Here is a 12,240-nt window from a genome sequence, read left to right on the forward strand (position 1 = left end):
TCAGTCCTCCTCGCGGTTGGCCATGAACTTGGCGACGCTGATCGAGCCGAAGACGGCGAACAGCGCCAGCCCGAGGGCGACGGGCAGGGTCCGCGCGTGGTGGTTCACGGCCATCTCGGCGCCGATCCCGCAGATGATCGTCGCGACGAGCACGTCGGCCGCGATGACGCGGTCGAGCACCGAGGGACCGCGCAGGATCCGCACGAGCGCGAGGAGGCAGGCGGCACCGAAGACGGGCACCAGGATCCAGATCAGCCAGTCGATCATCGGACCCTCCCCGCTCCGGCCTCGAGCGGCCGGTTCACGCGCTGCACGTCCTCACGCGAGCCGATGGCGCGGACGATGCGCGCTTCCGTCTCGAGCACCGTCCGGCGCACCTCCTCGATGCGCTCGCCCTCGTCGTGGAGGACTCCGAGCACGTGGAGGTAGAGCACGTTCTTCTGCGGATCGACGTCGATGACGAGGGAGCCGGGCACGAGGGTCACGGCCTCGGTCGTCCAGACCAGCATCCCCTCGGAGCGGCTGCGCAGGTGGACGGCGACGATGGCGTTGTGCACCGGCACCGGCAGAGTGAGGATCTGCCACGAGACCCGGACCGACGCGACCGTGATGTCGTAGAGGAGACGGAGCAGGAAGACCAGCACGAACCACGGATTGATGCGGTTCGAGAACTCGACCGGCGGCAGGTAGAACACCCGGGTGATCAGCAGGGCGACCAGGAAGCCGGTGACGATCGACAGCACCGAGACGTCGTCCCAGAGCAGCACCCAGATGCCGACGAGGGTCACGAACATCGCGACGCGGTTCCAGATGTCGACGCGGCGGCGGGGGCTCATCGGGGCCCCTCCTCTCCGAAGGACGAGTCGCGGTAGACGGTCGCGATGTAGGTCGCGGGATCGGCGACCGCGCTCGCCGCGCGCTCGCTCGCGTCGTAGAGGGGGCCGGCGCCGACGGTCAGCACGACGCCGACCACGACCATCCCCGCGGTGGCGAGCACCATCATCGGCGGCGAGTGGCGGGTGCGGATGCTGCCCGTGTCGTGGGGGTCCTCCTGCAGCTGGTCGATCAGCGGCGACTCGTAGCCGGGCACCTCCTCCTGGCGGCGCCAGAAGACCATGTTCCAGACCCGCGCGACGGCGTAGAGGGTCAGGAGCGAGGTCACGGCCCCGGCGGCGATGACGGCCCAGATGAGCCACGAGGGCTGGTCGACGGCCGACTCCGTGCCGGCGACGAAGAGCCCCACCTTGCCGAGGAAGCCGGTGAACGGCGGGATCCCGCCGAGGTTCATCGCGGGGATGAAGTAGAGCAGCGCCAGCAGCGGCGAGGCCTTGAGCAGCCCGCCGAGGCGCAGGATCGAGGTGGTGCCGCCGACGCGCTCGATCAGGCCGGTCGCGAGGAACAGCGTCGTCTGCACCGTGATGTGGTGGATGACGTAGAAGATCGTCGCCGCGTAGCCGGCCGGGGTGCCCACGGCGATGCCGAAGACCATGTAGCCGATGTGCGAGACCAGCGTGAAGGACAGCATCCGCTTGATGTCGGCCTGCGCGACCGCGCCGAGGATGCCGACGATCAGCGTCAGCAGCGCCACCACCAGCAGCACCTCGCTCAGCCTCCCGCCCGGGAAGAGCAGGGTCTCGGTGCGGATCAGCGCGTACACGCCGACCTTGGTGAGGAGTCCGGCGAAGACGGCGGTGACCGGCGCCGGAGCCGTGGGGTACGAGTCCGGGAGCCAGAACGACAGCGGGAACACGGCCGCCTTGATCCCGAAGCCCAGCAGCAGGACCACGTGGAGCACCAGCTGCACGTCGGCGGGGAGCTCGGCGATGCGGATCGAGAGCTGCGCCATGTTGACAGTGCCGGTGGCGCCGTAGAGCAGGCCGATGGCCGAGAGGAAGAAGACGCTCGAGACCAGGCTCACGACCACGTAGGTCGTGCCGGCGCGGATCCGCGGCGCGGTGCCGCCCAGGGTGATCAGCACGTAGCTCGCGGCCAGCAGGATCTCGAAGCCGACGTAGAGGTTGAAGAGGTCGCCCGCGACGAAGGCGTTGAGGATGCCCGCCGACAGGATCAGGTAGGTCGGGTGGAAGATCGTGACCGGCGTCTCGCGGTTGCCGTCGACCAGGCCCTGGCCGACCGAGAACAGCAGGACGCCCAGCAGGGTGATCGAGGTGATCACGAGCATCAGCGCGGCGAGCGGATCGACGACCAGCACGATGCCCCACGGCGGCTCCCAGCCGCCCACGTAGACGGCGCTGCCGCCGCCGTCGCCGGTGAGGACCAGCACGAGCATCACCGAGGAGATCACCAGCACGCTCGAGAGCGTCACGATGTTCACGGTGATCTGCGCGCGCCGGTGGCGTCCGAGGATCAGCGCGACGGCCGCTCCCAGGAGGGGGAGGGTGACGACGAGCGGGATCAGCGCGTTCATCGGTCCTCCTTCCTGTCGTCGGTCATGGCGCTCTCCCCGTGCTTGGCGGCGGTGCCCTCGTCGCTGGACTCGAGCAGGACGTCGAGCGCCCGGTCGTCGGCGGTGGTCTGGGCCGAGATGCCCGCCGCGTCCTCGCGGACGGAGGCGTCGGTCTCGTCGTCCTCCACCTGGTCGGCGTTGGCGAGGCGCCAGCGCCGGTAGATCATGGCGAGGAGGAAGGCGGACACCCCGAAGGTGATCACGATCGCGGTGAGGATCAGCGCCTGCGGCAGCGGGTCGGCCATCTCGGCGGCGATCTGCTCGTAGGAGCGCCCGTCGTCGGTGACGAACGGGGCGATGCCCGAGCGGCCGGCCATCAGCAGGATGAGGATGTTGGTCGCGTTCCCGACGAGCAGGAACCCGATCAGGATGCGGGTGAGGCTGCGCTCGAGCATCTGGTAGACGCCGGCCGCGTACATCACCGCCATCACGACGACCAGGACGAGGGTGATGCTCATGCGCCGTCCCCCCTGCCTGGTCCGCCGACGACCGTGGAGCCGGTGGGGAGCGAGGTCTCGAGCCCGTCGACGGTGCCCTGCCCGGGGCCGGGGGTGCTGTCCGTCGAGTGCGTGACGCCGTCGCCCGAGGGGGAGCCCTGCTCGGCCTCCTCGCCGTGGCGGTCGACCTCGCCGCCGAGGCTGCGGAGGATGTCGAGGGCGAGGCCGATCACGATCAGGTACACCCCGATGTCGAAGAGGGTGGATGTGCCCAGGTGGAGCTCGCCCAGCACCGGCACCTCGAGGTCGAGCCAGCTCGACTCGAGGACCTCGAGGCCGAAGGCGAGGGAGGAGACGGCGGTGCCGACGGCGAAGAAGAGGCCGAGTCCGAGGACCTTGCCGGCGTCGATCGGCGCGGCCTCGCCGAGCTCGAAGCGGCCGCCGGCGAGGTAGCGCGCGACGAGGGCGAGTCCGGCGAGCAGGCCGCCGGCGAAGCCTCCGCCCGGGGTGTTGTGGCCGGTGAAGAGCAGGTAGACGGACACGATCATCGCGGGGTGGAAGAGCAGGCGCACCAGCACCTCGAGCACGATCGAGCGGTTCTCCGGCCGGAGCGTGCGGCCGGCGACGAGCCAGGACCCGCGGTCGCCGTCGCGCTCGGCGTCGGCGGAGGAGGCGGTCAGGTCCATCGCGCGCTCGCGGCGGTCGTCCGCGCTCTGCGACTCGAGGCGGGGCGCGCCTCCGGCCCGGCTGGAGAGGAAGATCAGGCTCGCGACACCGGTGGCGACCACGACGAGGACCGAGATCTCGCCCATCGTGTCCCAGGCGCGGATGTCGACGAGAAGGACGTTGACGATGTTGCGGCCCTTGCCCTCCTCGTAGGCGAGGCGGGGCAGCTCGGCCGAGATCGGCGTCGCGGTCCGGGCGCCGAGGGCGATGGTGGCGGCGAGGGCCATGACCGCGCCGACCGCGATGCCGATGACGGCGCGCAGGCGCTTGCGCATCGGCTGGTGCTTCGCGGCGATGCGGGTCGGGAGGCGGCGCAGGACCAGGACGAAGACCACGAGGGTCACCGTCTCGATCAGCGCCTGGGTGAGGGCGAGGTCCGGCGCGCCCTGCAGGGCGAAGAGGGCCACCATCCCGTACCCGGTGGCGCCGGCGAGCAGCACGGCGGCGACGCGGTTGCGGGCGACGGCGCAGAGCACCGCCGCGAGGATCATCACGGCCGCGACCGCGAGCTGGCCCGGGCTGTCCCAGAAGACGAGATCGCCCGGCCAGGTGCGGTTGAGGGCGGCCGCACCGCCCACGCCGAGGACGAAGACCGCGAAGATCACCGTCAGGTAGCGGGGGAGCGAGCCGCGCTGCACGAACTCGGTGACCGTGCTGGCGACGCGGTCGAGCCAGCGGACCGTGGCCCAGTAGCCCTCGGCCGAGTCGATCCGGTTGGGCAGCATCGACTGGGCGCGCGCGACGGCGACGCGCTTGGCGAAGAGCAGGAGTCCGACGGCGATCACGAGGGCGCTGAGTCCCAGCGCGGGCTCGAAGCCGTGCCAGAGGGCGAGGTGGTAGCCGCCGTGGTCGGAGGCCTCCGCGGCGGCGGCGAGCTCGGGGTCGGCGTCCGGGGCGGCGTAGCGGAGGGTGTCCGCGTAGACGGCGACGAGGGGGTCGAGGACGGAGGCGGCGATCCCCCCGATCACGCTGGCGGCTGCCAGCAGCACCGGGGCGGCGGTGAAGGTCCACGGCTCGGCGTGCAGGTGCGTGTCCTCGAGCCCCTTCTTGCGGGCGAAGGCGCCCCAGAAGAAGCGGGCGGAGTAGGCCACGGTGAGGATCGAGCCGAGGACGAGGCCGACGAGCGCGACCCAGGCCCAGAACGAGCCCTGCTCGATCGCCGAGATCAGGCTCGTGAACACGGCCTCCTTGGCGACGAACCCCAGCAGGGGCGGGATGCCCGCCATCGACAGCACGCCGACGAGGGCGGCGCCCGCGAGCACCGGCGACTGCCGGCCCAGGCCGCTGAGCTTGCGGAGGTCGCGCGTGCCGGCGCGGTGGTCGACGATGCCGACGGTGAGGAAGAGCAGCGCCTTGAAGAGGGCGTGGGCGACGAGGAGGGTCAGCCCGGCCAGCGCGGCGTCGCGCGAGCCGAAGCCGACGGCGACGGTCAGGAAGCCGAGCTGGCTGACGGTGCCGTACGCCAGCACGAGCTTGAGGTCGTACTGTCGGAGCGAGCGCCAGCCGCCGACGAGCATGGTCCAGACGCCGACGCTCACCACCACGGGCAGCCAGACGGAGTCGTCGGCGAAGCCCGGCGCGAGCCGCGCGACGAGGTAGATGCCCGCCTTCACCATCGCGGCGGCGTGCAGGTAGGCGCTGACCGGCGTGGGAGCGGCCATCGCGGCCGGCAGCCAGAAGTGGAACGGCACCAGGGCCGACTTCGAGAACGCGCCGAGCAGCACGAGCACCAGCGCCGTCGACACGATCGGGCCGGAGGGGGCGGCGGCGACGATCCCGGAGAGGCTGGTGGTGCCGGCCTGCACGATCAGGATCACGATGCCGACCAGCATCGCCAGGCCGCCGAGGGTCGTGACCAGGAGCGCCTGGAGCCCGGCACCCCGGCTCTCCTTGCGCCCGCTGTAGTGGCCGATGAGGAGGTAGGAGAGGACGCTCGTCGCCTCCCAGAAGACGAAGAGGATGATCACGTCGTCGGCCGTGACCAGCCCGTACATCACTCCGGCGAACGCGGACAGGAGCGCCGCGAACCGGCCCAGCGAGGGCTCGTCGCGGCTGAAGTACGTCGCGCAGTAGGCGAGGACCAGGGCGCCGACTCCGCTGACCACGAGGGCGAGGACGATCGAGAGCGCGTCCAGGCGGAAGGAGAGGGCGATGTCCAGCGCGGGGATCCACGGCACGGTCTCGCGGATCTCGCCGCCGTCGAGGATCGTCGGCAGGGCGGTCGCGGTGGCGACGAAGCTCGCGGCCGGGATCAGCGCCAGCGCGTAGAACGTCTTCGGCCCGAATCGGTCCACCAGCCAGGGGGTTACCACGGCGATCGCGAACGAGATCACGAGGATGAGGAGCATCACATGTTCCTCCCAAGGTGTACCCAGCGCATAAGTCGGTCAAGAATAACGGAGGGCCCTCCCTCGGAACCTGAGTGCGCGGAGGCTTGACGGCCCCGTCACGATCCGCCAGGGCTCTACCGTGGGGAGCATGGCCCGCTCGCTCCTGCCCGACCAGCTCTGCCGACTCCGCGTCCACGACCTCGCGACGGGGGAGTCGACGACCGTGTTCGAGTCCGACTCCGTCCTCGTGGAGGCGCCGAACTGGACTCCGGACGGGTCCGCCCTGATCGTCAACGGGGACGGCGGCCTCTTCCGGCTGCCGCTCGAGGGGACGGCCGCGCTCGAGCCGATCCCGCTCGACGGGGTGCCGGCCGAGCTCAACAACGATCACGTGCTCGCCCCGTCCGGCCGGCTCGCCTACGTCTCGGCCCGCGACGGCCACCTCTACGCGGTCGAGCTCGACGGCTCCGCCCCCGCCCGCCGCCTGACCGCCGAGCGCGAGGGCGCGCGCTTCAAGCACTACCTGCACGGCGTCTCGCCCGACGGGGGGACGCTCGCGCTGATCGGCGGCGGCGACGCCTCCGGGCTGTGGCGGACCGACGTCTACACGATGCCGGCCGGCGGAGGCGCGCTGACCGCCCTGACCGACGACGAGCCGGCCGACGACGGGGTCGACGTCTCGGCCGACGGCCGCACCCTCGTCTTCAACTCCGAGCGGGCCGGAGGGGGAGCGCAGCTCTTCCGCATCGGCCTCGACGGCTCCGGGCTCTCCCGCCTGGTCGAGTCGGACACGGTCGACTGGTTCCCGCACGAGTCGCCCGACGGCGCGCACCTGCTCTACCTCGCCTATCCGGAGGGGACGGCCGGGCATCCCGAGAACGTCGACGTCGAGCTGCGGCTGCTCGACCTCCCGGGGCGCGCGACGCTCGAGCCCGGCCGGGTGCTCGAGCGCCTCCACGGCGGGCAGGGGACGATCAACGTCTCCGGCTGGGCGCCGGACTCGACGCGCTTCGCCTACGCCGACTACCCGCGGCGCTGACAGCCTGAGTCCTTGCCGCGCATGCGCGGGAGGGGGATCGATCGGGACGGGGAGCGGGTCTTGAATCAGGGGATGAGCATCGACAGCGCAGCATCCTCCTCCGTCACCCGCTCGCCGCTCGGCGACTCCGGCATCGACGTCTTCCCGCTCTCGCTCGGCGGCAACGTCTTCGGCTGGACCGCGGGGCGGCAGACCTCCTTCGACGTCCTCGACGGCTACACGGCCGCGGGCGGCGACTTCATCGACACCGCCGACGCCTACTCCGCCTGGGTCCCCGGCAACACGGGCGGCGAGTCCGAGACGATCATCGGCGAGTGGCTCGCTCAGCGCTCCGGGAACCGCGACGACGTGGTGATCGCGACGAAGGCGGGCCGCCACCCGCAGTTCACCGGCCTCGCGCCCGACACCGTGCGCGCGGCCGCCCGCGCCTCCCTCGAGCGCCTCGGGACCGACCGGATCGACCTCTACTACGCCCACTTCGACGACGAGGCCGTGCCGATGGCCGAGATCGCCGCCGTGTTCTCGGAGCTCGTCGACCAGGGCCTGGTCCGCGCGATCGGAGTGTCGAACTTCAGCTCCGAGCGCGTCGCGGAGTGGCTGCGCGTCGCGGGCGAGGAGGGATTGCACGCACCCGTCGCGCTGCAGCCGCACTACAACCTCGTGGAGCGGGGGATCGAGGCCGACCTGCTCCCCCTCGCCCGCGAGGCGGGGCTGGCCGTCGTCCCCTACTCCGCCCTGGCGTCCGGCTTCCTGACCGGCAAGTACCGCGACGGCTCGACGCCCGAGGGCCCGCGCGCCGACGGCGCCGCCCGGTACCTCGACGGCCGCGGCCGCCGGGTGCTGGCGGCTCTCGACGCGGCGGCGGAGGCGCACGGCGCCGAGGTGGCGACGGTGGCGCTCGCGTGGCTGCGCTCGCAGCCCGGAGTGGTCGCACCGATCGCCAGCGCCCGGGTGATGGAGCAGCTGCCGGCTCTGATCGCCTCGGCCTCCCTCGAGCTGAGCGCCGAGGACCTCGCCGCGCTCGACGAGGCGAGCCGGGCGTAGCCGCAGACGGGTGGCCGCGGGGCGCGTCCCCCGCGGTCATCGACGCTCCGCGGAGGTGCTATCGTCTAACGGTGCCAAATCGCGGGCACGCCCCGAGAGGGGCTGTCAGACCCGCAGGTGCGCCCCCTTAGCTCATTGGTAGAGCACTTCCTTGGTAAGGAAGAGGTAGTGGGTCCGATTCCCACAGGGGGCTCCGTTCCCCGCAGGCCAGGCCTGCGAAGAACGCGCGGCGGGGTAGCTCAGGTGGTTAGAGCACACGGCTCATAATCGTGGTGTCGCGGGTTCAAGTCCCGCTCCCGCTACAGCGAGAAGGCCCCGGTTCGCGCGTCGAGCCGGGGCCTTCGGCGTTCCCGGGCCCGCCGATCGCCCCGAGGAGTGGTCGCGGACGGTCCCCGGGAGAAGGTGCGGCGTCCGCGCGAAGTCGGCGCTCGATCGCCGGAGGCGCGCGGCGCGCGCCGCGTCACGGCCGGGCCGCGGCATCCGGCACCCCTCGTCCGCGGGAGAGGGGTCAGACCGCGCAGCCAGCGAACAGCACGTCGTCGGAGGAGACCAGGTCCTCCAGGGTCAGCAGGCGGTCGAGGTCGTGGCCGGCGGCCAGGGCGTTCGCGCGCTCCGGTGCGGTCTGCGGAGCGAGGCGGCCCTCCATCACGCCGCCGAGGGCGCGGACGGCGCACGCGGCGACCACTCCCTCCGGAGTGCCGCCCACGCCGAGGACGAGGTCGACGCGGCCCGCGGGGTCGGCCGCCTCGATCGCGACCGACACGTCGCCCTCGCCGCGCAGCTCGAGCGCGACTCCGGCCGCGCGCAGAGCCGCGATCAGCCCGGCGTGCCGCGGCTTGTCGAGCACGACGACGACCAGCTCGGCGACGGGCTTCCCGAGTGCCGCCGCCAGCCGTGCGGCGTTCTCGGCCGGAGGGAGGTCGAGCGAGACGGCGCCCCGGCCCGCCCCCGAGCAGACCAGCTTGTCCATGTAGAACACGTCGCGCGGGTCGAACAGCGTGCCGCGCGGGGCGAGCGCGATCACGCTCACCGAGCCGGGCAGCCCCTCCGCCGTGAGCCGGGTGCCGTCGAGGGGATCGACCGCCACATCGCAGGAGGGAGCGGCGGCGCGGCCGAGGCGCTCGCCGTTCGCGAGCATCGGGGCCTCGTCCTTCTCGCCCTCGCCGATCACGACGACGCCGTCGAACGGAGCGTCGGCCAGCACGGCGCGCATCGCCGCGACGGACGCCTCGTCCGCGGCGATCTTGTCGCCGCGCCCGTACCAGCCGCGCGCCGCCTCGGCCGCCGCGCGCACGGCGGCGGCCACCGCCTCCTGCAGCTCGGCCGGGTAGGCGGGCGACGCGATCCGCCGCAGGCCGCTCATGCGCGGGCGGGCTGAGCGGTCGCGGTGCGGACCAGCCGCTCCAGGGTGCGCAGGCCGTCGGAGGAGAGCACCGACTCCAGGTGCCCCTGCACCGACGCGACGTGCTCGCCCCGCAGCGCGTTCACCACTCCCGTCTCCGGGTCGACCGAGACCTCGAGCCCCAGCCGGGGCGTGCGCTCGACGCCGGGGGCCACGGAGGAGAAGGTGTTGTAGAAGCCGATCGCCGCGTCCTCGCCGAACACGTCCACCGCCAGCCGCACGCCCTGGCGGGGTGCGGGCAGCGGCTCGACCGGGAGCCCCGCCAGCAGCGACAGCATCTGGTGGCTGAGGCAGACGGCGAGCATCGGCCGCTCCGCCTCGAGGCGCGCGGTCATCAGCTCGCGCAGGTGCGCGATCCGCGGCTCGGAGGCGTCGCGCGGGTCGCCCGGGCCGGGGCCGAAGACGACGAGGTCGTCGCTCAGAACGTCGGCGACCTCGGACCAGCGCTCGACCCGGGCGTCCATCCCGAGGTGGCGCAGCTGGTGGGCGAGCATCGTCGTGAACTGGTCCTCGTTGTCGACGATCAGCGCGGTGTGCCCGGCGAGACCGGCGATGTGCTCGGGTGCCTGGGGCCGTAGCCAGAACGAGGCGAGCCGCTCGTTGCGCGCCTCGAGCGCCTCCTGCACGCCCGGCTGCGCGTTCAGGTCGATCGCCGGCGGCACGTCGCGGTGCGGCAGCAGGCCCAGGGCGGAGAGGACGCCCGACGCCTTCGCGCGCGTCTCGGCGACCTCGCCCTCGGGAGTGGAGTGGCGCACGAGCGTCGCACCCGCCGGCACGGTGAGCCGGCCGTCGGAGCGGAGGTAGGCGGTGCGGATCAGGATGGGGGCGTCGACCGTGTAGCCGTGCTCCTCCGGCTCGAACAGGGCGAGCACGCCGGAGTAGTAGCCGCGCGGCTCCTTCTCGTACTCGGCGATCACGGCGCACGCGTTCTCCATCGGCGAGCCGGTGACCGTGGGCGCGAACATCGTCAGCCGCAGGACCTCGCGCACGTCGAGGCCGGTGCGGCCCTCGAGCAGGTACTCGGTGTGGCTGAGCCGCGACATCTGCTTGAGGAACGGGCCGAGGATGCGGCCGCCGTCCGGGCAGACCGCGCTCATCATCTTCATCTCCTCGTCCACCACCATGAAGAGCTCCTCGCTCTCCTTGACGTCGGCGAGGAACGCGAGCACCTCCTCCCCGGTGGGCCCGGCCGCGGGGTGGCGGAAGGTGCCGCTGATCGGGTTCATCATGGCGACGCCGTCGCGCACCGAGACGTGGCGCTCGGGCGTCGCGCCGACGGCGGTGACCGTCTGCGCGCCGTCGACGCCGGGGGTGTGGATCGCGAAGGTCCAGTACGCGCCGGACTCGTCGGTGAGCAGGCGGCGGAACCAGGCCAGGACAGCCTCGACGGGCGGCGCGTCGGTCTGCGCGACGAAGGCGCGGTTGATGACGAAGTTCGCGCCCTCGCCGCGGCCGATCTCGTTCTCGATCACCCGGCGGACGATGTCGGCGTACTCGTCGTCCGGCACGTCGAAGCCGCGCTCCTCCACCGGGATCTCCCGCTCGGGCAGCAGCCGCAGCACCTCCGCCAGCGGGACGCTCTCGCGCTCGCGCACCACGAGGTTGCGCAGCGGGGCTCCGTCGTCCTTCGCCGCGAACCCGCGCTCGCGCACCTGCCGGTAGGGCACCAGGGTCAGCACGTCGTCACCGTCGAGCGGGATGTCGGCCAGGCCCTCGACGTCGAGCACGTCGCCCGTGAACACGTCGACGGCGTCGCGGCCCTGGCGGAGGACCACCGCGAACGGCAGCGTGCCGTCGGAGGCGAGGATGCGGGAGAGGAGCGAGGTCATCGTGGTCCTTGAATCGGGTCGTGCCCCACCCGGGCCCTGACATGCAGAACGACCGCCCGGAGGAGGCGGTCGCGTGCGAGGGGTCTGCGCGTCGGTCCGCCTAGGAGGCGGGCCACCAGGGGCTTCGGATCGACGTGCGCACGCGGCGAGTCTAGGGGAGAGCCGGGCGGCGGCCAAGCGGTGTCAGGCGGCCGGCCGCTCGGTCGGCTCGCCCCGCAGGGTCCGGAGCAGGAGGGTCGCGCCGGCCGTCGCAGCGGGGGTGGCGACGACCGCGCCCCCGGGGATCAGGAACGCCAGGTAGACGGCCATGCCGAAGCCGAGGGAGACCGCGCGGTGCTCGCCGAGGAGGAGGCGGCGGTCGCGGAGGGAGAGGCCCCGGGCGTCGCCCGCGAACCCGGTGAGTTCCAGCGCGAGGGCCCTCCCGCCGACCAGGGCGCCCGCGACGAGGCCGACGATCGAGCCGACCACCGGCACCAGGCCCAGCACCACCAGGACCACCCCGATCCCGAGGGAGGTGGCGACCAGCACGGCGGAGTCGCGGAGGCCGCGGCCGACCCCCTGCCAGAAGGTGCTCTCGCGCTCGTCGGGCACGCCGCCGAGGTCGTCCTCGACCCGTCGCCAGATCCGCTCGTAGAAGGGGTCGCCGACGAGCAGGGTCACCGCGGCGAAGAGGACCACCCCGAGGGCGAGCACCGCCCCGACCACCGCGATCGAGAGCACCAGGCGGACGGTGGAGGCCGTGCCCTCGTCCCAGCCGTCGGCGAACGGCGTGAGCGCGGTCACCGCGTCCTGCACCCGCGTGAGCACGAGGATCAGCACGCCGACGAAGACCAGGCCGACGATCAGGGGCGGGATCGCGCCGAGGAGCATCGCCCGCGGCGAGCGGACCCAGGTGCGGAAGCCGCGGAGGAAGAGCCGGGCACCGAGGCCGAGATCGCGGAGGACGCTCATCCTCCGATCCTCGCA

At 72.7% G+C, this 12,240-nt stretch carries 10 protein-coding genes and 2 tRNA genes; 4 read left to right on the plus strand and 8 right to left on the minus strand.

All coding sequences use genetic code 11. The annotated features are described in order from the left end of the window. From GSU45_RS03890 to GSU45_RS03910, 5 genes are read right to left on the minus strand one after another with little or no spacing between them, the layout of a single operon-like run. A complete protein-coding gene (locus GSU45_RS03890; RefSeq protein ID WP_159912877.1) occupies positions 1-267 on the minus strand; it encodes a monovalent cation/H+ antiporter complex subunit F in 267 nt (88 codons plus the stop codon). Further along, positions 264-836, minus strand: coding sequence for a Na+/H+ antiporter subunit E (locus GSU45_RS03895; RefSeq protein ID WP_159912879.1), 573 nt, complete (start codon positions 834-836; stop codon positions 264-266). Before GSU45_RS03895 ends, GSU45_RS03890 begins: the two co-directional genes overlap by 4 nt. Then, a complete protein-coding gene (locus GSU45_RS03900; protein ID WP_104223613.1) occupies positions 833-2,428 on the minus strand; it encodes a Na+/H+ antiporter subunit D in 1,596 nt (531 codons plus the stop codon). Before GSU45_RS03900 ends, GSU45_RS03895 begins: the two co-directional genes overlap by 4 nt. After that, a complete protein-coding gene (locus GSU45_RS03905; RefSeq protein WP_104223614.1) occupies positions 2,425-2,925 on the minus strand; it encodes a Na(+)/H(+) antiporter subunit C in 501 nt (166 codons plus the stop codon). Before GSU45_RS03905 ends, GSU45_RS03900 begins: the two co-directional genes overlap by 4 nt. Next, positions 2,922-5,978 carry a Na+/H+ antiporter subunit A gene (locus GSU45_RS03910; protein ID WP_159912881.1) on the minus strand — a complete coding sequence of 1,019 codons (3,057 nt, stop codon included), beginning with the start codon at positions 5,976-5,978 and terminating at the stop codon, positions 2,922-2,924. Before GSU45_RS03910 ends, GSU45_RS03905 begins: the two co-directional genes overlap by 4 nt. 130 nt (positions 5,979-6,108) lie before the next feature. Here GSU45_RS03910 and GSU45_RS03915 point away from each other — a divergent pair, with 130 nt between their 5' ends. The 4 genes from GSU45_RS03915 to GSU45_RS03930 all read left to right on the plus strand — a co-directional run bounded on the left by GSU45_RS03915 (position 6,109) and on the right by GSU45_RS03930 (position 8,345). Further along, a complete protein-coding gene (locus GSU45_RS03915) occupies positions 6,109-6,999 on the plus strand; it encodes a PD40 domain-containing protein (protein ID WP_159912883.1) in 891 nt (296 codons plus the stop codon). Between the two features lie 72 nt (positions 7,000-7,071). Further along, on the plus strand, positions 7,072-8,043 hold the full coding sequence (locus GSU45_RS03920; protein WP_159912885.1) for an aldo/keto reductase: 972 nt from the start codon (positions 7,072-7,074) through the stop codon (positions 8,041-8,043). 121 nt (positions 8,044-8,164) lie between these two features. After that, positions 8,165-8,236: transfer RNA gene (locus GSU45_RS03925), tRNA-Thr, on the plus strand. Between the two features lie 35 nt (positions 8,237-8,271). Further along, positions 8,272-8,345, plus strand: a tRNA-Met gene (locus GSU45_RS03930). 206 nt (positions 8,346-8,551) lie between these two features. Here the strand turns inward: GSU45_RS03930 and GSU45_RS03935 are convergent. The 3 genes from GSU45_RS03935 to GSU45_RS03945 all read right to left on the minus strand — a co-directional run bounded on the left by GSU45_RS03935 (position 8,552) and on the right by GSU45_RS03945 (position 12,225). Further along, entirely contained in the window at positions 8,552-9,406 is an 855-nt protein-coding gene (locus tag GSU45_RS03935) for a fructose-bisphosphatase class II (protein ID WP_159912887.1), read from the minus strand. Then, the gene (locus GSU45_RS03940) at positions 9,403-11,274 is read right to left on the minus strand and encodes a chorismate-binding protein (protein ID WP_159912889.1); all 1,872 of its coding nucleotides are present in this window, start codon (positions 11,272-11,274) and stop codon (positions 9,403-9,405) included. Before GSU45_RS03940 ends, GSU45_RS03935 begins: the two co-directional genes overlap by 4 nt. 183 nt (positions 11,275-11,457) lie before the next feature. Further along, positions 11,458-12,225, minus strand: coding sequence for an EI24 domain-containing protein (locus GSU45_RS03945; RefSeq protein WP_159912891.1), 768 nt, complete (start codon positions 12,223-12,225; stop codon positions 11,458-11,460). Positions 12,226-12,240: the final 15 nt, after the last annotated feature.

It is taken from the genome of Rathayibacter sp. VKM Ac-2801 (assembly GCF_009834245.1).
Taxonomy (GTDB): Bacteria; Actinomycetota; Actinomycetes; order Actinomycetales; family Microbacteriaceae; genus Rathayibacter.

Excerpts from the sequence above, each read along its gene's own strand:
- GSU45_RS03890 (WP_159912877.1), bottom strand. The coding sequence starts at position 267 with ATGATCGACTGGCTGATCTGGATCCTGGTGCCCGTCTTCGGTGCCGCC.
- GSU45_RS03895 (WP_159912879.1), bottom strand. The coding sequence starts at position 836 with ATGAGCCCCCGCCGCCGCGTCGACATCTGGAACCGCGTCGCGATGTTC.
- GSU45_RS03900 (WP_104223613.1), bottom strand. The coding sequence starts at position 2,428 with ATGAACGCGCTGATCCCGCTCGTCGTCACCCTCCCCCTCCTGGGAGCG.
- GSU45_RS03905 (WP_104223614.1), bottom strand. The coding sequence starts at position 2,925 with ATGAGCATCACCCTCGTCCTGGTCGTCGTGATGGCGGTGATGTACGCG.
- GSU45_RS03910 (WP_159912881.1), bottom strand. The coding sequence starts at position 5,978 with ATGCTCCTCATCCTCGTGATCTCGTTCGCGATCGCCGTGGTAACCCCC.
- GSU45_RS03915 (WP_159912883.1), top strand. The coding sequence starts at position 6,109 with ATGGCCCGCTCGCTCCTGCCCGACCAGCTCTGCCGACTCCGCGTCCAC.
- GSU45_RS03920 (WP_159912885.1), top strand. The coding sequence starts at position 7,072 with ATGAGCATCGACAGCGCAGCATCCTCCTCCGTCACCCGCTCGCCGCTC.
- GSU45_RS03935 (WP_159912887.1), bottom strand. The coding sequence starts at position 9,406 with ATGAGCGGCCTGCGGCGGATCGCGTCGCCCGCCTACCCGGCCGAGCTG.
- GSU45_RS03940 (WP_159912889.1), bottom strand. The coding sequence starts at position 11,274 with ATGACCTCGCTCCTCTCCCGCATCCTCGCCTCCGACGGCACGCTGCCG.
- GSU45_RS03945 (WP_159912891.1), bottom strand. The coding sequence starts at position 12,225 with ATGAGCGTCCTCCGCGATCTCGGCCTCGGTGCCCGGCTCTTCCTCCGC.